The organism is Caballeronia sp. GAWG1-5s-s (assembly GCF_023631445.1).
Lineage (GTDB): Bacteria > Pseudomonadota > Gammaproteobacteria > Burkholderiales > Burkholderiaceae > Caballeronia.
This window is the reverse complement of the sequence record NZ_JALQDC010000022.1, coordinates 341,574-362,397: the sequence shown is the minus strand read 5'-3', so window position 1 is coordinate 362,397 and position 20,824 is coordinate 341,574. Positions and strand designations below refer to the sequence as shown.

At 66.2% G+C, this 20,824-nt stretch carries 14 protein-coding genes; 8 read left to right on the top strand and 6 right to left on the bottom strand.

What is annotated here, in order from left to right; all coding sequences use genetic code 11:
• Window position 1: 1 nt before the first annotated feature.
• The 5 genes from NCR34_RS15950 to NCR34_RS15930 are packed head-to-tail and all read right to left on the bottom strand — an operon-like array spanning window position 2 to window position 8,246.
• Window positions 2-2,749 (bottom strand): molybdopterin-dependent oxidoreductase, encoded by a 2,748-nt coding sequence (locus tag NCR34_RS15950; RefSeq protein WP_502800086.1) that lies wholly within the window; start codon window positions 2,747-2,749, stop codon window positions 2-4.
• Window positions 2,746-4,008 (bottom strand): NAD(P)/FAD-dependent oxidoreductase, encoded by a 1,263-nt coding sequence (locus tag NCR34_RS15945; RefSeq protein WP_250500434.1) that lies wholly within the window; start codon window positions 4,006-4,008, stop codon window positions 2,746-2,748. Before NCR34_RS15945 ends, NCR34_RS15950 begins: the two co-directional genes overlap by 4 nt.
• Entirely contained in the window at window positions 4,005-4,349 is a 345-nt protein-coding gene (gene nirD, locus NCR34_RS15940; RefSeq protein ID WP_250500433.1) for a nitrite reductase small subunit NirD, read from the bottom strand. The genes NCR34_RS15945 and nirD overlap by 4 nt, the downstream gene beginning before the upstream one ends.
• A 15-nt stretch (window positions 4,350-4,364) precedes the next feature.
• On the bottom strand, window positions 4,365-6,905 hold the full coding sequence (gene nirB / locus NCR34_RS15935) for a nitrite reductase large subunit NirB (protein ID WP_250500432.1): 2,541 nt from the start codon (window positions 6,903-6,905) through the stop codon (window positions 4,365-4,367).
• Between the two features lie 15 nt (window positions 6,906-6,920).
• Complete coding sequence (locus NCR34_RS15930) at window positions 6,921-8,246, bottom strand: MFS transporter (protein ID WP_250500431.1); 1,326 nt, start codon at window positions 8,244-8,246, stop codon at window positions 6,921-6,923.
• Window positions 8,247-8,819: 573 nt separating this feature from the next.
• On the opposite strand from NCR34_RS15930, the gene cobA reads away from it, so the two are divergent.
• The 8 genes from cobA to NCR34_RS15890 all read left to right on the top strand — a co-directional run bounded on the left by cobA (window position 8,820) and on the right by NCR34_RS15890 (window position 20,152).
• Window positions 8,820-9,605: a uroporphyrinogen-III C-methyltransferase gene (cobA, locus tag NCR34_RS15925; protein WP_250500430.1), complete on the top strand. Its 786-nt coding sequence runs from the start codon at window positions 8,820-8,822 to the stop codon at window positions 9,603-9,605.
• A 106-nt stretch (window positions 9,606-9,711) separates the two neighbouring features.
• Window positions 9,712-10,287, top strand: coding sequence for an ANTAR domain-containing response regulator (locus tag NCR34_RS15920; protein ID WP_250500429.1), 576 nt, complete (start codon window positions 9,712-9,714; stop codon window positions 10,285-10,287).
• A gap of 20 nt (window positions 10,288-10,307) precedes the next feature.
• Window positions 10,308-11,435 carry a CmpA/NrtA family ABC transporter substrate-binding protein gene (locus tag NCR34_RS15915; RefSeq protein ID WP_250500428.1) on the top strand — a complete coding sequence of 376 codons (1,128 nt, stop codon included), beginning with the start codon at window positions 10,308-10,310 and terminating at the stop codon, window positions 11,433-11,435.
• Between the two features lie 871 nt (window positions 11,436-12,306).
• Window positions 12,307-12,900 carry a DUF2760 domain-containing protein gene (locus tag NCR34_RS15910; protein WP_250500427.1) on the top strand — a complete coding sequence of 198 codons (594 nt, stop codon included), beginning with the start codon at window positions 12,307-12,309 and terminating at the stop codon, window positions 12,898-12,900.
• Window positions 12,897-14,780, top strand: a complete 1,884-nt coding sequence (locus tag NCR34_RS15905) for an Hsp70 family protein (protein ID WP_250500426.1) — start codon at window positions 12,897-12,899, stop codon at window positions 14,778-14,780. The genes NCR34_RS15910 and NCR34_RS15905 overlap by 4 nt, the downstream gene beginning before the upstream one ends.
• A complete protein-coding gene (locus NCR34_RS15900) occupies window positions 14,781-17,600 on the top strand; it encodes an Hsp70 family protein (RefSeq protein WP_250500425.1) in 2,820 nt (939 codons plus the stop codon).
• A gap of 139 nt (window positions 17,601-17,739) precedes the next feature.
• Window positions 17,740-17,898: a hypothetical protein gene (locus tag NCR34_RS15895; RefSeq protein WP_250500424.1), complete on the top strand. Its 159-nt coding sequence runs from the start codon at window positions 17,740-17,742 to the stop codon at window positions 17,896-17,898.
• 244 nt (window positions 17,899-18,142) lie between these two features.
• Window positions 18,143-20,152, top strand: a complete 2,010-nt coding sequence (locus NCR34_RS15890; protein ID WP_250500423.1) for an ATP-binding response regulator — start codon at window positions 18,143-18,145, stop codon at window positions 20,150-20,152.
• On the opposite strand, the gene NCR34_RS15885 is transcribed toward NCR34_RS15890, so the two are convergent.
• A complete protein-coding gene (locus tag NCR34_RS15885) occupies window positions 20,139-20,816 on the bottom strand; it encodes an alpha/beta hydrolase (RefSeq protein WP_250500422.1) in 678 nt (225 codons plus the stop codon). The two genes, NCR34_RS15890 and NCR34_RS15885, sit on opposite strands and share 14 nt — an antisense overlap.
• Window positions 20,817-20,824: the final 8 nt, after the last annotated feature.

The following is a 20,824-nucleotide window of genomic DNA, read 5'->3' as shown; positions in this document are numbered from 1 at the left end:
GTCAACCGACGCTCAGTTGCGCCATCTCTGTCTCCACGATGAGCTTCTTCAACTCCGGCACGCACGATCCGCAATTGCCGCCCGCCTTCACGCACGCAGTGACCTGCGCCGCTGTTTTCAGCCCTTTCTCGCGGATCGCGTTGCAGATGGTGTTGCGGCCCACGCCGAAGCACGAGCACACCGTCGGTCCCGTGTCTTCGCCCTTGCCGATCGCCTGGCCGAGCAAGAGGCTCGCGCGGTCTTCATCGCTCAGGCGCTCCTTGTCGAAGAGACTCGCGAGCCATGCGCGCGCCGGCAGGTCCGGGCGCTCGCTGATGAACAGGCAACTCTCGATGCGATCGTCCACCACATGCGCCGCGCGATACACGCCCGCGCTCTTGTCTTCATACTCGATCCAGTCGGCATGCGGATCGTCGACCCCGAGAAATGCACGCGCCCAATCGTGATGATCGCCATGCGAGGCATCGAAGCGATTGCGTCCCGCGAGTTCATAACGCATGAAACGGTCGCCATGAACGCGCGTCCAGTGCGTGACCGAATCGAGCGCCGGCGTGCTGCGCGAAAGCGAGAAGCCGTGCCACGTCACATGGAATTTCTCGACGGCCACGGGCGTATGCTTGAACTCGGGCTCGCCCGACACCGGATCGACAACGGGATTCACCACTGCGCCCACGCGCGCATCCGATGCCACCTGGTCGTTCCAGTGGATCGGCACGAAAACGCTGCCGCGCTGCATGCCGCCGCTGTGTTGCACGCGAGCGATCATCGAACCCCAGCGGCTCGTGATCCGCGCCAGTTCGCCTTCACGCACGCCGCATGCGAGCGCGTCTTGCGGATGCATGTCGAGGAACGACTCGCTGATATGTCCTGCGAGCTTTGCTGAACGACCGGTACGCGTCATCGTGTGCCACTGGTCGCGCACGCGTCCGGTATTGAGCACGAACGGATATTCGCTATCAGGCGCATTGACGGGCGCGCGCGGCGGCGTTGCGATCAAACGCGCGCGGCCGTCCGCATGACTGAACCGGCCCGTTTCGAACAACCGTGTGTTGCTGGCGGCTTTCGTGGCACGCAGCGGCCATTGCACCGGCTCCAGCGCATCGTACTGCTCGCGTGTCAGATCGCCCAGTCCGCCGATATCGAATGCGCGATACACGCCGCTTTCCGCATCGTTGCGATACGAGGAAAGACGCGCGTGCTCGTCGAAAATCTCGTGCGGCGCGTCGAAGTCGAAACCATCGAAGCCCATGCGCCGCGCGACATCGCAGATGATGCGCCAATCGGCACGCGCATGTCCCGGCGCGGGCAGAAACGCGCGCTGACGCGAGATGCGCCGCTCGGAGTTGGTCACCGTTCCTTCCTTCTCGCCCCATCCGAGCGCGGGCAACAGCACATGCGCGAAGGCGTTGGTATCCGTCTTCTCGATGATGTCCGATACAACGACCAGTTCGCACTTGTCGAGCGCCCGCTTGACGCGATCGCCGTCGGGCAGACTCACCACCGGATTCGTGCCCATGATCCACACTGCCTTCACGCGGCCTGCTTCGATGGCATCGAACAGTTCGACGGCCTTCAGACCGACCCGCGTTGCCATGCGCGGCGAAGACCAGAACGTCTGCACCGTGTCGCGGTGCATCGCGTTATCCAGTTCGAGATGCGCGGCGAGCGTGTTGGCGAGGCCGCCGACTTCTCGGCCGCCCATCGCATTGGGCTGGCCCGTGAACGAGAAAGGCCCCATGCCCGGCTTGCCGATGCGCCCCGTCGCCAGATGACAGTTGATGATGCTGTTGACCTTTTCCGTCCCCGCGCTCGATTGATTGACGCCTTGCGAATAGACCGTGACGACACGCTCGGTGCGCGTGAAGAGTCGATAGAACGCGAGCAGGTCGTGCGCATCCACCTTGCAGTCGCGCGCCACTTGTTCGATGTCCGCGGCTCCCGCTGCCGAAAGCGCCGCGTCGTAGCCATCGGTATGAGCGTCGACGAACGCGGCATCCGTTGCGCCATGCGCCGCGAGAAACGCGAACAGTCCATTGAACAGCCGAACGTCGCTGCCGGGCTTCAATGGAAGATGCAGGTCCGCCATCTCGCACGTCGCGGTGTAGCGCGGATCGATCACGACGATCTTCACGTCCGGCCGCGCTTCCTTCACCTTCATCATGCGCTGAAAAAGGATCGGATGGCACCACGCGGTGTTCGATCCGACGAGCACGATCAGGTCCGCGAGTTCGAGGTCTTCGTAGTTCATCGGCACCAGGTCTTCGCCGAATGCGCGCTTGTGCCCCGCCACCGACGACGACATGCAGAGCCGCGAATTCGTATCGATGTTCGCGCTGCCGACATAGCCCTTCATGAGCTTGTTCGCGACGTAATAGTCCTCGGTCAGCAACTGCCCCGACACATAGAACGCGACGGCATCCGCGCCGTGTTCGGCAATGATGCGGGCAAAGCCGCTCGCCACCGTGCCGATGGCATCGTCCCACGACACGTCGCTGAGCTCGCCCGTCGCCTTGTCGCGCAGCTTCGGATGCAGCAGCCGCCCTTCGAGGCCGACCGTATCGCCGAGCGCCGAGCCTTTCACGCACAGACGGCCGAAGTTCGACGGATGCGTTTCGTCGCCTGCAATGGCAACGTCGACCGGCGTGCGCCGTGTCGCGACGACGCCGCATCCCACGCCGCAATAAGGGCATGTCGTGCGCACGCCGACCGGGTCGGCGCGAGTGATCGGAATGATGTCCATGCTACTCATGCGGCCCCTTCGCAAAGTGTCTTGCCGAACAACAAGCGGTCGCGATAGCGCGAAACATCGGTGCCGCTCTGAATCAGATCGAAGTACCAGCCGCCGTCCTTCACGTCGCCATACAGGACCGTGCCAATCACGCGGCCCGCTTGCAGCACGAGTCGCTTGTATACGCCGCGGCGCGGGTCGCGCAGCACGAGATCTTCGCTGCCTTCCCCGCCGATAAGATCGCCCGCGGAATACAGGTCCACGCCGGTTACTTTCAGCTTGGTCGCGGTTGCACGCTGCACGTAACGCCGATGCCCCGCGCCCGCGAGATGCGCGCCGGCCACGCGCGCCTGATCCCAGATCGGCGCGACCAGACCGAACGTGGCCGACCGATGCTGCACGCATTCGCCGACCGCATATACGCGCGGATCGAACGTTTGCAGCGTATCGTCCACCACGATCGCGCGATCGCAGTGCAAACCCGAAGCCTTCGCCAGCGCGATATTCGGGCGCACGCCCGCGGTCATCACGACGAGGTCCGCCTCGATCTCCGTGCCGTCAGCAAAGCGCACCGCTCGCACGCGTTCCTCGCCGACGATCTCGGTCGTTTGCGCGGCCATCGCGAAGCAGAGGCCCTTTGCTTCGAGCGAACGCTTGAGCAGTGCGGACGCGCTCGCGTCGAGTTGCCGATCCATCAGGCTATCGCTCGCGTGCACGACGGTGACCAACATGCCCTGTCGCTGCAACCCGTTCGCCGCTTCGAGCCCAAGCAGTCCGCCGCCGATGACAACGGCGCGGCGATGACGGCGCGCAGCCTCGCGCATCGTTTCGACGTCCCGAATGTCTCTGAACGCGATCACACCCGGAAGATCGCGGCCCGGCACGGGAATCACGAACGGCGTGGATCCGGTCGCGATCAACAAGCGGTCGTACCGTGCTTCGCGTCCTTTCTCCGATCGCACGATACGGCGCGCACGATCGATTTCGACGACCGCATCGCCCGCATGCAGCGTGATGCCGTTCGCGTCGTACCATTCGCGCGTGTTGATGACGATGTCGTCGATGCTCTTCTCGCCGGCGAGCACCGGCGAGAGCATGATGCGGTTGTAGTTGCCGTGAGGTTCGGCACCGAACACGGTGATGTCGTACAGCTCAGGCGCGATCTTCAGCAACTCTTCGACGGTGCGCATGCCGGCCATGCCGTTGCCGATCACCACGAGCTTCTGCCTCTCGATGCGAGCCGCGCCTGCCGCAGCCGCAACCGCATATTCGGTTCTCATGCCGCGATCCAGACTTTGCCGCCCGCGACGCGCGCGCGATACGCATTGACCGAACGCTCCGGCGCTTCGAGGCATTCGCCCGTGCGCAGATCGAAGTGCTGCTTGTAGAGCGGCGAGGCCACGACGATCCGTTCGCCGAGACTGCCGACGATGCCGCGCGAGAGCACGGCGGCCTGCGAGTGCGGGTCGACGTTGTCGATCGCGTACACCGTGTTCGCATCCGCCGCGATGTGAAACACGGCGACCTGCGCGCCGTTGACGAGCGCGCAGACGCCCGTGTCGGGCACGATATCGTCCAGCTCGCAAACAGCGGTCCAGTCCGGTTCGATACGGTCGTTCATGATGTGCTCCTGTGTTCAGACGGTTTCGACGACAACGGGGATTTCGATGCGCTTCGTCTTGCGCTCATCCGGCGTCGCGGGCCGGATCTGACCGCGCTCTTCCACGAAGGTCACGGTCTCATCGCCCTTGTCGCTGTTCACGAAATGACGGAAGCGCTTGCGGGTTTCAGGGTCGGTGACGGCCTTCTTCCACTCGTCTTCGTAGGTGTCCACGACGAGTTGCATCTCGGCTTCCAGCTCATCGGCGATATTGAGCTTGTCGTTGACGACCACATCGATCAGGTAGTCGAGACCGCCTTCGAGGTTGTCGCGCCATACGCTCGTGCGCTGCAGGCGGTCGGCGGTGCGCACGTAGAACATCAGGAAGCGATCGATGTAACGCACGAGCGTCGCCTGATCCAGATCGGACGCGAGCAGTTCCGCGTGACGCGGCTTCATGCCGCCGTTGCCGCAGACGTACAGGTTCCACCCTTTCTCGGTCGCGATGACGCCGATATCCTTGCCCTGCGCTTCGGCGCATTCGCGCGTGCAGCCCGATACGCCGAACTTGATCTTGTGCGGCGTGCGCAAGCCCTTGTAGCGATTCTCGAGTTGCACCGCGAGGCCGACCGAATCGCCGACTCCGTAGCGGCACCACGTCGAGCCGACGCACGACTTGACCGTGCGCAGCGCCTTGCCGTACGCATGTCCTGATTCGAAGCCGGCCGCAATGAGCTCTTCCCAGATGAGCGGCAATTGCTCGACGCGCGCGCCGAACATATCCACGCGCTGCCCGCCGGTGATCTTCGTGTAGAGCCCGTATTTCTTCGCGATCTGACCGACGGCGATCAGGCCATCGGGCGTGACTTCGCCGCCCGCCATGCGCGGCACGACCGAATACGTGCCGTCGCGCTGGATGTTGGCGAGGTAGTAATCGTTCGAATCCTGCAAGCTGGCGTGCTCTTTCTTGAGCACGAATTCGTTCCAGCACGAAGCGAGAATGCTTGCGACCACCGGCTTGCAGATATCGCAGCCGAGGCCCTTGCCGTGTTTCGCGAGCAGGGACGCGAACGTGCGATGCCCTTCGACTCGCGCGATGTGATACAGCTCCTGCCGCGAATAAGCGAAGTGTTCGCACAGGTGATTGTTCACCGCCAGGCCCTGACGACTCATCTCCGACTTCATCACTTGCGTGACGAGGGGCACGCAGCCGCCGCACGATGCGCCCGCCTTGCACGCGCTCTTCAATGCGCCGATGCTCGTCGCGCCCGCGCAGACCGCCGCGCAGATCTCGGCTTTGCTCACGTTGTTGCACGAGCAGATCTGCGCACCGTCCGGCAATGCCTCGACGCCGAGCGCCGGTTTGGCCTTGCCATCGGCTTGCGGAAGAATGAGGAATTCCGGCGCTTCGGGCAGTTCCATCTTGTTCAGCATGAACTGCAAGAGCGTGCCGTACTCGGTCGCATCGCCGACCATCACGCCGCCGAGCAGATACTTGCCGCATTCCGATACGACGAGCTTCTTGTAGACCTGCTTGCGTTCATCGCTGAATTGATAAGAGCGGCTGCCGGGCGTCTTCGCGTGCGCATCGCCGATGCTCGCCACGTCCACGCCCATCAGCTTGAGCTTCGTGCTCATGTCCGCGCCCGCGAACGACGCCGCTTCGCCCGACAACTGCTTAGCGACGATGCGCGCCATGTCGTAGCCCGGCGCCACGAGGCCGAACACTTGACCGTTCCACGATGCGCATTCGCCGATCGCGTAGATATGCTCGTCGCTCGTGCGGCAGGCGTCGTCGATCACGATGCCACCGCGCGGGCCGACTTCGAGGCCTGCGGAACGCGCGATATCGTCGCGCGGACGAATGCCTGCGGAGAACACGATCATGTCCGTGTCGAGATGCGCGCCGTCCGCGAAGTTCATGCGGTTGACCGCGCCTTCGCCGTCGACGATGGCAAGCGTATTGCGGTTCGTATGCACGGTCACGCCGAGCGCCTCGATCTTGCTTCGCAGCACGCGGCCGCCGCCTTCGTCCACTTGCACGGCCATCAGGCGCGGCGCGAATTCGACGACGTGCGTTTGAAGCCCCATGTCGCGCAGCGCCTTCGCGGCTTCGAGCCCGAGCAAACCGCCGCCCACCACCGTGCCCGTCTTCGAACGCGCGCCGAACGCCTGCATCGCTTGCAGGTCTTCGATGGTGCGATAGACGAAACATCCTTCGCGGTCCTTACCTTCTACCGGCGGAACGAACGGATACGATCCGGTCGCCAGGACGAGCTTGTCGTAGGCGAGCGTTTCGCCGGTCGATATCGTGACGGTACGCGCGGCGCGATCGATGGCGACGGCTCTCGCATTCAGCTTCAGCGCGTAACCGGAACGCTCGAAGAAGCCTGCTTCGACGAGCGACAGGTCGTCCGCCGACTTGCCCGCGAAAAACTCCGACAGATGCACGCGGTCGTACGCTGCGCGCGGTTCCTCGCACAACACCGTGACATGCAGTGCTTCATTGGCGCTTTCGGCGAGGCATTCGAGGAATTTGTGGCCGACCATCCCGTGGCCGATGACAACGATCTTCATGACAGGGACCTTTCCTCAGTGGGCAACGCCGTTATTGACTGCGAGCGCGCTTTCACGCAGCGCGGCTTCGCGGGCCTTGTGTTCGGGAGAGAAGCGCACGGCGATGGCGCACAGCGCCGAGCCCGCGACCAGCACGCCGAGCAGCGAGAGCGTCTGTTGCACGTTGCCGACGCCCTTCATCAGAAAGCCCGCGGCTACCGCGCCTGCATTGCCGCCCGCGCCGATCACGCCGGCCACGCCGCCGAGCGCCTTGCGGTCGATGAACGGCACGAGCGCATACGTCGCGCCGCATGCCATGTGCGTAAAGAGACCGAACGCAATCATCGCGATGACGGCAAGCGCGATGCTGTCCGCATGCGCGAACGCATAGAGACCGACGCCCTCGCCCGCGATCAGCACGAAGAGCAACGTCGCGCGTATGTCGAGGCCGCGCCGCGCGGCGGCTTTATCCGAGAGCCAGCCGCCGAGCGCGCGGGCAAACAACGCAAGCAAGCCGAAGCTGCCCGCCGCCATGCCCGCCTGACCGAGCGACAACCCGAAGTGATCGACGTAATAGACCGCCGCGATGTTGTGGATGAACACCTCGACGCCGAAGCACGCGCCATACGTCACGAAGAGCATCCATACGCGATAGTTCGCGCAGGCGGTGACAAAGCTCTGCCAGCCGCCCTTCTTGCCGCCGTCGATGGCGATGCCCGCCCGACGCAGTTGCGCGAAGTCGCCTTGCGGACAGTCCTGCGTATAACGCCAGTAGAAGAAAGCCATGACAGGCATCGCCAAGCCCGGCACGATCAGCGCGATACGCCATGCCGATGCCTCGCCCGCGCCCAATGCAATCGCCGCCGCGACGAGCAAGGGCACGAGGGCTTGCGCCGCGCCCGCGCCTGCGTTGCCCCAGCCTGCGGTCGTCGCGTTGGCCGTGCCGACGACGTTCGGCGCGAACATCACCGACGTGTGGTACTGCGTGATGACGAAGCTCGCGCCGACTGCGCCGATCGCGAGCCGGCACCACAGGAAGCTGTCGTATCCCGTGGAAAGCGCCGCGCCGATGACCGGCACCGCGCCGGCGAGCAACAGCGCGCTATACACCTTGCGCGGGCCGAAGCGGTCGCACATCGGGCCGACCACGAGCCGCACGAGAATCGTCACCGCGACCGCTGCGATGTTGATGTTGGCGATCTGGTCTGCGTTGAGTCCGTATTCGCGCTTGATGAGCGGCATGAGCGGCGCGCACGCGAACCACGCGAAGAAGCACACGAAGAACGCCATCCACGTGAGATGGAAGGCGCGCATGGGCGCCGTGCGCAAGCTGAATAGATCGATTCGGGTGGCTTTATCCATCGTCTTTCCGCAAAAAGAAAGGCGTCCCGCGCATCGGGCCGATGGCCAGATGCAGGGGACGCCGTTGTCCGTGCCCACTTGGCTTCAATCAGCCGGGCGCTATGTTCAGGACGGATCGCCGTTGATCCGATGGCGAGACTAAAGGCAAGGGCTATGCCATGCGCGTGGCATCGTCCGCTTTCGCTTGCGGCGTAAGGCTTTGCGCGGAGGGCGCACTCGTTGCGTGCATGCATCGCGCGTCGCATTCGGATGCACGCCGGCACAGCGATGGTGCGACGCAGCACCCATCACGTGCGAAGGGCGATGCATGGCCACATGTGTACGAACCGGTTAGCGTACGCCGATACCCATTGTCCGCGCGACTTCTTCGTCACGGGCAGCACCCACAGAGAAAATGGCCCGCTTATTGCATTAGAACGAAGGCCACGGCAACGACGCCTTGGCGCATGAGTATTGACGGATCGAACGCACCGACTGCGAACCACGGACAACGGCGTCCCTCGTGCCCGACACGAGCGGACGCTTTGCGCGTTCGCCGCGCCGATTCCAGCAACATGCGATACAGGACCGAATATGAGCACCACTCCCGCGAAGAACCCAGGCAAAGTCACGCTGCTGAGCGCAGGCCCGGGCGACCTCGATCTCTTGACCATCCGCGCCGCCAACGTGCTCGCCGCAGCGGACATCCTGCTGCTCGACGACCTCGCGAATCAGGACATCGTCACGCTCGCGCCGCGCGCTCGCGTGATTCGCGTGGGAAAACGCGGCGGCTGCAAGTCCACGCCGCAAGCGTTCATCGAGCGCCTCATGCAGCGTTATGCGAAGAAGGGCCTGCACGTCGTGCGCGTGAAGGGCGGCGACGCCTTGTTGTTCGGTCGCGCAGGCGAGGAACTGACCGCGCTGCGCGGCGTGGGCATTGCGGTGGATATCGTGAACGGGGTGTCGTCGGGCTTTGCGGCGGCGGCGAGTCTCGGCGTGTCGCTCACGCATCGCGACCATTGCCAGGGCGTGACCTTCGTGACGGCGCACATGCAGGATCACGGCGAGCCCGACTGGCGCGCGCTCGCGGCCACCGGCATGACGCTCGCCATCTACATGGGCATGAGCCGCATTGCGCGTATCGCGGCGACGCTGCTCGACGCGCTGCCCGCCAGCACGCCGGCAGCGGTGGTGCAGCACGCGGGCTCGGCGCATGAGAAGCGGCTCGTGACCACGCTCGATCGCCTTGCCACCGATGCTGCGGCAGCCGGGCTCGGCAGCCCGGCTGTGATCTTCGTGGGCGGAGCGATCGGTGAAGCGGTGGGCTTTGCGGTTGATTCGGCGGCGCGCAGCGAGCACGGTTTCGCTCACGCGGCCTGAGCGACGCCGTCATGCGGCCTATGCCATTCGGCCAGGTTTTCGCTCGTTGCGCCGTGCGTTAGAGTCGAATCCACCGATACCTCGAACACCGCTTCCGGCTCAACAGATGCTTCGCGTCCTACTCGTCACCGACACAGACAAGCCCATCGGCGATCTCCGCGATCAGCTCGCCCGCATGGGCTATGAGATGCTCGCCGAGGTCGCCGCGCCTGCCCAGCTGCATGCGGCCGTCGAGAGCCAGAAGCCGGATGTCGTCATCATCGACACGGACTCCCCTTCGCGCGACACGCTCGAACAGCTCGCGGTGATGAATCAGGCCGCCCCGCGCCCGGTGCTGATGTTCAGCAACGACGCGGACCAGCAGTTCATCCGCGCGGCCGTCGGCGCGGGCGTGACCGCCTATTCGGTGGATGGCCTCGCGCCGGAGCGGCTCGCGCCGATCATCGAGGTCGCGCTCGCGCGCTTCGCTCACGAGGCGCGGCTGCGGCTGCGGCTGGAACAAGTCGAGAACGAACTCGCGCAACGCAAGCTGATCGACCGCGCGAAGCGTCTGCTGATGGAACGGCGCGGCATGTCGGAAAACGACGCTTACGCCACGCTGCGCAAACGCGCGATGGATCAGGGCGTGAAAGTCGCGGAGATCGCCCGTCAGCTTCTTTCCGTGGCCGACCTGCTCGGTTAGACAGTACTCCCTATCAAGTCATGAATTCGCCCAAATCCGCTTCATCTGCCACGCACGCGCCCGAACGCACCCATCTGCGGCTCGGCTTCGTCGCGCTCAGCGACGCGGCGCCGCTCGCCGCCGCCGCGCTGCGCGAGATGGGACAACGCCACGGCATCGAAATCGAGTTATGCCGGCAACCGTCGTGGGCCGTCGTGCGCGACAAACTTCTGTCGGGCGAACTCGACGCGGCGCACGCGCTCTACGGACTCGTGTACGGCGTGCAACTCGGCATCGGCGGGCCGCAGGCTGACATGGCCGTGCTCATGGTGCTCAATCGCAACGGACAGGCGATCACGCTCTCGAATCCGATCGCCGACGCGATCCGCAAAGGGGCCAGCGTGAAGGACGCGCTGACATCGCTCGGTCGCGTGCCGGTTATCGCGCAGACGTTCCCGACCGGCACGCATGCGATGTGGCTCTACTACTGGCTCGCGGCGAATGGCGTGCATCCGCTGCGCGACGTGCGCAGCGTGGTGATTCCGCCGCCGCGCATGGCCGAGGCGCTCGCCGAAGGCACGCTCGACGGCTTCTGCGCGGGCGAGCCGTGGCATGCGGTGGCCGAAGCGCGTGGCGCGGGATGCACGGTCGTCCATACGAGCGAGATATGGCCGGATCATCCTGAGAAGGTGCTCGCCTGCCGGCGCGATTTCGTCGCGCTGTATCCGAATACCGCGCGCGCGCTGGTGCGCACGATGCTCGATGCGTGCGCGTGGGTCGACCGGCCCGAGCACCGCGCGGAGATTGCGCAAGCGTTGGCTTCGTCGGATTTGCTGAGCGTGCCGCGCGAACTGATCGAAGCACGGCTCGGCTCGCCGCGCGGCATCGCGCCCGTGCGCTTCTTCGATGAAGGCGCGGTGAACTATCCACGCGCGTCCGAAGGCTTGTGGTTCATCACGCAGTACCGTCGATGGGGCATGCTCGCCGGCGAGAGCGATGACGCCGCCGTGGCCGCGGCTGTGAATCAAACGGCGCTGTATCGGGAGGCGGCGGACGCTTCGGGCGTGCCGATTCCTGCGGAAGGGCAAGCCGCTATTTTCTGCGATGGCCGCGTGTGGGATGGGAGCGATGCGGTGGGGTATATGGCCGGGTTCGATGTGAGAGCCTGAAGCGGCGCGGACCACACCGGAGATGGCGCATTCCACAAGAATCCGTGAATGGACCGCGTCGGGCGATCGGCGTGCGAGCTTCGGCTCCGCCCCGCCTCGTTCGGCTGGATGATCACTCGCCGGTGCCGTGATGGCATCGCCGTTTAGATGGTGTCGTCCGCGCTGCTTGTGTGATGCCACGCCCGCCAGCGATTGATTGCGCTTCGCTCAATCAATCCGCGGATGCGTCGCGCCCGAATTGGCTCGTGGCTCGTGGCTCGTGGCTCGTGGCTCGTGGCTCGTGGCTCGTGGCTCGTGGCTCGTGGCTCGTGGCTCGTGGGTTGTAGTTTGCGCGTGGCAGCTTGCAGCCGGGGCTTCGCGCTACCGCTCTGGGGTCGAGGCTTGGGCCTCGGACTCGCGGCTCAGATCACGACTTGAGCTGCGCGTGGACTTGCCGTCAGATCAGACTCCCACTCGCAGTCGCACCCGCATCCTAACCCGGACTTGGCCTCGACTCGCGTTCCGACCGTGAAAGCCCGACGCTTCAGCATTGCCCCCGCGCCAACGCGCCCACCCCGCCCCACCTTGACTTACCCCCACAAATCCCGAGAATGAGCGCCGCCACCGCGTCCAACGCCCCCGACGAGCGGCCAGCCCAGACCCGCCCGCGAGGATGTTTTCCCGCGTGATCCGCAACTTCATGGACAATAACGGGATGAGGCACGAACGCCCCGGCGTTTCCTGCGCTCGTCTCACCGGCGCGCGATGCATGTCGCGCCGACGCAGCATCCACGGCAACCGGCCCTTTGCGGCCGGTCAGCCACCGAACTCGGCCACCCGCGCCGCCCGAGGATGAGGTCGTCCTCGAACGCGGCCTACAGGAGCATCATCCATGACCGACATGAATCCGTCCTTTTTCGGCCGGCTATCCATCGCCTTCGGCGCGTTTTTCGGCATCCTCGGCAACAGCGCGTTCGCCGGCCGCGTGCAGCGTCTGCGCGAAGCGGGCGAAGCGCCCCAAGCACCCGAGGCGCCCATCAAGACGCCCGCGCCCGCCGCAGCGCCCGTTGCCCCGGCAGCGCCCGCGCCCTCGCCCCTGAAGGAAGCGAGCCCGGTCGCCGCGCTCCAGTTGCTGGGCCTCCTCCAGCGCGACGCCCGCTTCATCGATTTCGTCGAGGAAGACATCGCCAATTACAGCGACGCCGACATCGGCGCGGCCGCGCGCCTCGTGCACGACGGCTGCCGCGCCGTGCTGCGCGAGCACTTCACCATCAAGCCGGTGCGCAGCGAAGCGGAAGGCAGCCGCATCACGCTGCCGGACGGCTTCGACGCAAGCGCCGTGCGTCTGACGGGCAACGTCGTCGGCAAGCCGCCGTTCAACGGCAGCATCAGCCATCGCGGATGGAAGGTCGAGGAAACGCGCCTGCCGAAGCTCGCGCAGACGCATGACGCCAGCATCGTCGCCCCGGCGGAGGTGGAGCTATGAGCGACTTCGACCAGCAAAACACGCCGCGCTATTCGATCGGCGTCGATCTCGGCACGACGCATTGCGCGCTGTCGTACGTGGACTTGTCCGCGAGCGACGGCGAGAGAACCGCGCAGGGCGTGCTGTCCATCGCCCAGTTGACCGCGCCCGGCGCCGCCGAGGAGCGCGATCTGCTGCCGTCGTTCCTCTACTTGCCGCATCCGAACGAACTCGCGCCCGGCGACCTCACGCTGCCGTGGACGCAGGAGCGGCCCTTCATCGTCGGCGAACTGGCGCGCAGCCGCGGTGCGGGCACGCCCATCCGGCTCGTGTCGAGCGCGAAAAGCTGGCTGTGCCACCCCGGCGTGGACCGGCGAGCCGCGATCCTTCCGGCCGACGCGCCCGAGGAAGTCGAGCGCGTGTCGCCGCTGGAAAGCTCGGTGCGCTATCTGACGCATTTGCGCGAGGCGTGGAACCACGCGCATCCGGACGCGCCGTTCGATCAGCAGGACGTCACGGTGACGATTCCCGCCTCGTTCGATCCCGCCGCCCGCGAGCTCACGGCCGAAGCGGCCGCGGCCGCCGGCTACGCGCGCATGACGCTGCTCGAAGAACCGCAGGCGGCGCTCTATAGCTGGATCCAGAAGTCGGGCGGCGGCTGGCGCAAGCAGGTGAAGGTGGGCGACGTGATTCTCGTCGTCGATGTCGGCGGCGGCACGACCGACTTGTCGCTGATCGCGGTGGTCGAGCGCGAAGGCAATCTCGAACTGCATCGCGTGGCGGTCGGCGAGCACATTCTGCTCGGCGGCGACAACATGGATCTCGCGCTCGCGCACGTCGTCGCTCGCAAGCTCGCCACTCAAGGCACGCAGCCCGATCCGTGGCAGTTGCGCGCGCTGACCTACGCGTGCCGGTCGGCCAAGGAAACGCTGCTCTCCGATCCGAATACCGACACCGTGCCGCTCGTCGTGCCGAGCCGCGGCTCGAAGCTGATCGGCGGATCGCTGCGCACCGAACTCACGCGCGCCGAGCTCACACAGATTCTGCTCGAAGGCTTCTTCCCGCAAGTGGATGCGTCCGCCCGCCCGGTGGCGCGCGCTCGCGTCGGTCTCACGCAACTCGGGCTGCCGTACGCGCAGGATGCGGCCGTCACGCGCCATCTGGCCGCGTTCCTCGGCCGGCAAGTGAACGCGCTCGCCGAAGTCGAGGGCATTCAGCGCGACGTGCCGCCCGGCGCCACGCTCTTGCACCCCACCGCCGTGCTGTTCAACGGCGGCGTGTTCAAGTCGCACTTGCTGGTCGAACGCGTGATGACGACGCTCAACGCGTGGCTCGCCGCCGAGAACGCCCCGCCTGCGCGGCTACTGGAAGGCGCGGACCTGGACCTCGCGGTGGCGCGCGGCGCGGCCTATTACGGCTACGTGCGGCGTGGCAAGGGCGTGCGCATTCGCGGCGGCACGGCGCGGGCGTATTACGTGGCGGTCGAATCGGCGATGCCGGCCGTGCCCGGACTGGAGCCGCCCGTGTCCGCGCTGTGCGTCGCGCCGTTCGGCATGGAGGAAGGCACCGACGCGGCGTTGCCCGCGCAGGAATTCGGGCTCGTCGTCGGCGAGCCGGTGCATTTCCGCTTCTTCGGCTCGTCGGTGCGCAGGCAGGATCAGGTCGGCACGCTGCTCGATTACTGGCAGCCGGACGAATTGCAGGAACTGGAAGAGATCGAAGCATCGCTGCCGTCCGAAGGACGCACGCCCGGCGAAGTCGTGCCGGTCAAGCTGCACGCGCGCGTGACGGAAGCCGGCACGCTGGAACTCGAAGCGGTCCCGCGCGGGTCGCAGGAACGCTGGAAGGTCGAGTTCGACGTGCGCGGCAGCGCAAACGCGGATCACGGCGCGGGCCTGTAAGTGTCAACGCGCAAGAAGAAGCCGTCGGCGGCGTTGGGCGCGCGGTATCGCGTCGGCATCGACCTGGGGACGAGCAATACCGTCGTCGCCTATGCCGAGGCCGGCTCGAACGATATCCGCGTGTTTCCGGTCGAGCAGCTCGTCGGTCCCGGCGAAGTCGCCGCGCAGCCGCTGCTGCCGTCGCTGCGGTATCACCCCGCGCCGGGCGAGCTCGCGCCGGGTGACGTGCAATTGCCGTGGTCGCCGGCTTGTGCGACCGAGCCGCCCGCGATCGTCGGACGCCTCGCTCGCCATCTCGGCGCGCAGGTGCCGGGGCGGCTCGTGTCGAGCGCGAAAAGCTGGCTCTCGCATGCATCGGTGGATCGCGTCGCGCCGATTCTTCCGTGGGGCGCGAGCGACGATGTCGCGAAGGTTTCGCCCGTCGCCGCAAGCGCGAGCTATCTCGCGCACGTGCGCGCCGCGTGGGACCAGCAGTTCCCCGACGCGCCGCTCGAAGCGCAGGACATCGTGCTCACGGTGCCCGCCTCCTTCGATGAAGGCGCGCGCGCCCTCACCGTCGAAGCAGCGCGCATGGCCGGCCTTCACGCGCTGCGGCTTCTCGAAGAACCGCAGGCCGCGTTCTACGACTGGCTCTTTCACCACCGCGAAACGCTCCGCGACGAGCTCGCGAAGACGCGCCTCGTGCTGATCTGCGACGTCGGCGGCGGCACGACCGATCTCACGCTCATTCAGGTCGAAGCCGGCGACGGCGAAGAGCCGCGTCTCACGCGCATCGGCGTCGGCAATCACTTGATGCTCGGCGGCGACAACATGGACCTCGCGCTCGCGCATCTCGTCGAGAAGCAGCTCGCGGGCGGCGACGGGCGGCTGTCGGCGGCGCGGCTGTCGCAACTGGTCGAGCGGTGCCGCGCCGCCAAGGAGCAGTTGCTCGGCGAAAACGCGCCCGCGTCGGCGTCGATCACGCTGCTCGGCGCGGGATCGAAGCTGATCGGCGGCGCGCGATCGGCGGAGGTGACGCGCGAAGAGATCGAACGGATCATCGTCGAGGGCTTCTTTCCGCTGGTGTCCGAGAACGAGCGGCCGGGACGCACGCGCGCCGGGATCGTCGAATTCGGGCTGCCTTATGCGAGCGATCCGGCGATCACGCGACACGTCGCGGCGTTCCTCGCACAACATGCGACGCCTTCGCGCGAAGCGTTGCGCGAAGCTCCGAGAGCCGATGACGCCCTTCCCGTTCCCGACACGCTGCTGCTAAACGGCGGCGTGTTCCGCGCGGCGCCGCTGGCGAAACGCGTCGCCGATACGCTCGGCCACTGGCGCGGCGAGCCGGTGCACGTGCTCGCCAACGACGATCCCGACGTGGCCGTCGCGCGCGGCGCGGTCGCCTATGCGCTCGCGCGCGCGGGCCATGCGCCGAAGATCGGCGGCGGCTCGGCGCGAAGCTACTTTCTGCTGCTGGACGAAGACGGCGAGGCGTCGCGCGGCGTCTGCGTGCTGCCGCGCGGCACCGAAGAAGGCCAGGCCATCCATCTCGCCGATCGCACCTTCGCGCTGCGACTCGGCGCGCCGGTGCGCTTTCACCTCGTCTCGTCGGTCGCGGATACCGCGTACCGGGCAGGCGAAATCGCCGATGTGAGCGCCGCAGGCGGCGACTTCGTGCGCCTGCCGCCGATCGCGACGGTCGTCGATCCGCGCGGCCACGCGAGCGCCGGCAAGCCGAGCGAGACGCCGGTGCAGCTCACGACATCGCTCACGGAAGTCGGCACGCTGGAGATGCACTGCATCGCCACCGACGATCCCGCGCAACGCTGGCTGCTCGAATTCCAGCTGCGCCGCGAAGAGCCGAAGGGCGATGCCGCCGCCGGAGAGACGCATCCGGCGCTGCCGAAAGCCATCGAACTGATCGACCGCACCTTCGGCACGCGCGCGCAGGACGTCGCTCCGAAGGAAGTGAAGCGGCTGCGCGCGCAGCTCGAACAGGCGCTCGGCCCGCGCGACACGTGGGACATCGCGCTTCTGCGCGAATTGTTCGGCGCGCTCTGGGACCGCGCGAAGAAGCGTCGGCGCAGCGCCGACCATGAACGCCTGTGGCTCAACCTCGCGGGCTATGCGATGCGTCCCGGCTTCGGGCATCCGCTCGACGAATGGCGCGTCGAGCAACTGTGGACGCTCTTCGATCAGGGCATCCAGTACGTCAACGAGAACCAGATCTGGTCGGAATGGTGGACCCTCTGGCGGCGCGCGGCCGGCGGGCTCGATGAAGCGGCGCAGTTGCGTCTGCTCGACGACATGGCTTTCGTGCTCCAGCCGCCCGGCACGAGCCGCTATCGACGAGCGGCGGGCGCGGCGCGCGCGGGCTACGAGGACATGGTGCGGCTCGCGGCATCGCTCGAACGCGTGCCGGTCGAGCGCAAGGTCGAGGTCGGCGAGTGGCTGCTCACGCGCCTGAAGAAGCCTTCGGAGAATCTGCAAAGCTGGTGGGCGGTCGGGCGCATCGGCGCGCGACAGCCGTTCTATGGCAGCGCGCATGGCGTCGTGCCGCCGGAGGTCGCGGCGCGCTGGCTCCATGCGATCCTCGCGCTCGACTGGAAGAAGGTCGAGCCTGCGGCGTTCGCGGCGGTGCAGATCGCGCGCATGACCGGCGACCGCTCGCGCGACATCGCGGACGACGTGCGCGCCGCCGTCATCGAACGGCTCACGACGCAAGGCGCCGCGCAATCGTGGATCGCGATGGTGAGCGAGACCGTCGCGCTGGATCGCGCCGACGAAGGCCGCGTGTTCGGCGAGACCTTGCCGGCGGGGCTGAAGCTGATCGGCTGAAGCGCCCGCGCGCGGCGCAAGCAATTGCTTCGCTCTCAGAAGCGTTTTCGCGCTCGGACTCGTGATCGCTTGAATAGCGGCTGCACGCGTCCTAAGGTTATCAGTGTGTCGCTTCGACACTCACTGAAGGAGGTCCACCATGCCATCCCCGCGTAAGGCTCAAGCGAGCCATCCCGCCGACACGGAAATGTCGAGCCGCAAGAAAACCGCCGGCACCAAGGCGAACACCGCGAAGACCGCCGGCGCGAAGGAAATGAGCGTCGGCAAGCGCACCACGAAAGCCAAAGCGAAGTCGTAAGTCATCGGCTGGTACCGCGCTCGACCGCGCGGGGATCGGTCACGGCTGTCCTTCGAAACGGCGAGCGGCAAACACTGAGTCCGCTCGCCGTTCGGCTTTCTGCGCTCTCGAAAATCAATCTGCATCCCCAGACCGCAGTTTTTGCCGCCCGCAGCGGCTCGGCCCGCAAAAAAGGCGTTGCCACATGGCCGCGTTCATCTAAAGTAGTTAACCTCCCTTGCACCGCTCTTTCGAGAATCCGACGATGGCCGTCCCGCCACGCGCCGCCTCCGTGCGCGCCGAAGGAATCCTGACCGCCGCCGCCCGCGAAGCCGGCGCGAGTCTCGTGCGCAACCTGTCGATTCCGGCGCCGTTCTCCGACGCCGCGCTCGAAGCGCAGTTTCTGGAGGACCACAGCCAGCGGTTCTGCGCGTTCCGGCGCGCGTCGGCGCTGCTCGCGCTCGTCATCTGGACGTGCTTTCTGTGGTGGGATTTCAGCTTCGTGCGCGGCAACAAGGCGCTCAACGTGCGGCTCGCGGACATTCTGGCGCTGCGCTTCGCCGGCGTCGCGCTTCTCATCTGCGTCGGCTTTCTGGTGCTGCGGCCGTCGTTTCGCTCGCACGCGACCGCGCACCGCGTCATCCTCACCGGCATTTACGGCCTGCTCTGCCTCATCCTGACGATGGTGGCGATCACGCCCGCGCCGTATAACTACACGCAGTACTTCATCGGCCTGTACCTCGCGCTCTTTTTTCAGTTCAGCTTTTTCTATCTGCGCTCGCGCGCCGCGCTGATGGTCGGCGTCATCACGATGGCCTCCGTCGTCTTCATGCAGATCACGGTCGGGCTGCTCAACGCGGAGGATTTCTTCGCCGGGCTCTTCTATATGTTCAACGTCGTGGTGGTCGGACACGGCGTCTGTGCGCACGCCGAGCGCGTGTCGCGGGAACGGTATCTCGCCGAGCGCGCGCTGGCGTCGCTCAACGACGAACTGCGCGGCGCGAACGGCTCGCTCGAACGCAAGAATCGCGAACTGGAAATCGCGAAGAAGGATCAGGAGACGAAGACCAACGCGCTGCTCGCGCTGCGCGAACAGCAGATGATCGCCGCGCAGACGGCGAGCCGCGAGAAATCGAACTTCCTCGCCGCCGCGACGCACGACCTGCGGCAGCCGATGCACGCGCTCAATCTCTTTCTGCAAGCCGCCGCCGAAGCCATTCGCAACGAGGAATTCGATCAGGCGGAGCGGCTCATCAACGAATGCGGGCGCTCGTCGGTGATTCTCGCGCGCCTTCTGAACGCCGTGCTGGACTTGTCGCGGCTCGAATCGGGGCGCGTCGTGCCGCGCTATCACGTCTTCGATGTCCGCGAGATCGTCGAGGAAGCCGCCGAGCAGTTGCGCCCATTCGCCAAGAGCCGTGGCGTGGACTTGCGCCTGCGCCTGCCGAAAGACGATGTCGTGTGCGTGCGCAGCGACGCGCACTGGCTCGGCCGCGCGGTGGCGAATCTGGTGTCGAACGGCATCAAGTACGCGGATACCGCGAAGCGCGCGAAGCCGACGGTGATCGTCGGCGTGGTGCGCTCGCCGACGCGCGCGCGTATCGACGTGCTCGACAACGGCATCGGCATACCGGCCGATTACTTCGACGCCATTTTTCAGCCGTTCTTTCAGGTCGATAACCCGGAGCAGGATCGCGACAAGGGGCTGGGGCTCGGCCTGTCGATCGTCAATGCGGTGATTTCGATGCTCGACGAACATCGCATCGAGCTGAAGTCCGCCGAAGGACGTGGCTCGCGCTTCTCCGTGGATATTCCGCTATGCGGGCCGTCGCCCGATCAGCCGTCCGCGCGCGCGCCGGCGCGCTCCGAAGCCGCGGAAGCGGCGCAACTGGACGGGCGCTATGTGCTGCTCGTGGAAGACGACGGCCTCGTGCGCGCCTCCACCGAGGCGCTGCTTTCGCAATGGGGCGTGCTCTATGACTCGGCCGCGACGTTCGAAGAATACGAAGCGATGCTCGCGACCATCGAACGCTTCCCCGATCTCATCATCACCGACTACCGCCTGGGCGATGCGAAAACCGCGCGCGAAGTCGCGATGCTCGGCGCGCGCAAGCTCGGGCGCGCGTGCCCTTGCCTCGTCGTGACCGGCGAGCCGGCGGCGACCATCGTGCCGCTCGCCTGCGATCACGACGTGTTGAGCAAGCCCGTGAGCCCGGCCGAACTGCGTCGCGGCATGGTGTCGATGATCGCGGCGGATTCGTTCAGCGGCCGGTGAGCCGGGCCGCGAACCACGCCCGCAGCGCCTCGACCTCTTCCATGCAGACCGTATGCGCCATCGGGTACGCGTGCCAGTCCACGGCGCAACCGTGGCCGCGCGCAAACTCGCACGCTTCCTCGCCGAGCCGCACGTCGAGCACGTCGTCGAAGCTGCCGTGCGCGGCGAACACCGGCGCGGCGCGGTTCGCTTCGCTGATCGAGGCATCGATGAGACCTGGCGACGGAATATAGCCCGACAGCACGATCAGGCCCGCAAGTTTTTCCGGATGCGTGAGACCGGCGTGATATGTCATCGCGCCGCCCTGCGAAAAGCCGGCGATGAAGATGCGCTCGGTCGGAATGCCGCGCGCGTTCTGCTCGGCGATCAACGCCCGCACGCGCTCCACCGACGCCTCGATGCCCGCTTCATCCACCTTCCGGTTGATGCCTTGGAACGACAGAATGTCGTACCACGCGCGCATCACGTAGCCGTTATTCGCCGTGACCGGAATCTCCGGCGCGTTCGGGAAGACGAAGCGCACGGCGGGCGCATCCGCGAGGCGCAGCTCGGGCACGAGCGGCACGAAGTCGTTCGCGTCGGCGCCGAGGCCGTGCATCAGAATGACGGCGAATTCGGGATTCGGCGCAGTTTCGATTTCCACCACCGACGGTGAATCGCTCATGAGCACTT

Coding starts and splice junctions, on each gene's coding strand:
- NCR34_RS15950 (WP_502800086.1), bottom strand. CDS start 2,749: ATGAGTAGCATGGACATCATTCCGATCACTCGCGCCGACCCGGTCGGC.
- NCR34_RS15945 (WP_250500434.1), bottom strand. CDS start 4,008: ATGAGAACCGAATATGCGGTTGCGGCTGCGGCAGGCGCGGCTCGCATC.
- nirD (WP_250500433.1), bottom strand. CDS start 4,349: ATGAACGACCGTATCGAACCGGACTGGACCGCTGTTTGCGAGCTGGAC.
- nirB (WP_250500432.1), bottom strand. CDS start 6,905: ATGAAGATCGTTGTCATCGGCCACGGGATGGTCGGCCACAAATTCCTC.
- NCR34_RS15930 (WP_250500431.1), bottom strand. CDS start 8,246: ATGGATAAAGCCACCCGAATCGATCTATTCAGCTTGCGCACGGCGCCC.
- cobA (WP_250500430.1), top strand. CDS start 8,820: ATGAGCACCACTCCCGCGAAGAACCCAGGCAAAGTCACGCTGCTGAGC.
- NCR34_RS15920 (WP_250500429.1), top strand. CDS start 9,712: ATGCTTCGCGTCCTACTCGTCACCGACACAGACAAGCCCATCGGCGAT.
- NCR34_RS15915 (WP_250500428.1), top strand. CDS start 10,308: ATGAATTCGCCCAAATCCGCTTCATCTGCCACGCACGCGCCCGAACGC.
- NCR34_RS15910 (WP_250500427.1), top strand. CDS start 12,307: ATGACCGACATGAATCCGTCCTTTTTCGGCCGGCTATCCATCGCCTTC.
- NCR34_RS15905 (WP_250500426.1), top strand. CDS start 12,897: ATGAGCGACTTCGACCAGCAAAACACGCCGCGCTATTCGATCGGCGTC.
- NCR34_RS15895 (WP_250500424.1), top strand. CDS start 17,740: ATGCCATCCCCGCGTAAGGCTCAAGCGAGCCATCCCGCCGACACGGAA.
- NCR34_RS15890 (WP_250500423.1), top strand. CDS start 18,143: ATGGCCGTCCCGCCACGCGCCGCCTCCGTGCGCGCCGAAGGAATCCTG.
- NCR34_RS15885 (WP_250500422.1), bottom strand. CDS start 20,816: ATGAGCGATTCACCGTCGGTGGTGGAAATCGAAACTGCGCCGAATCCC.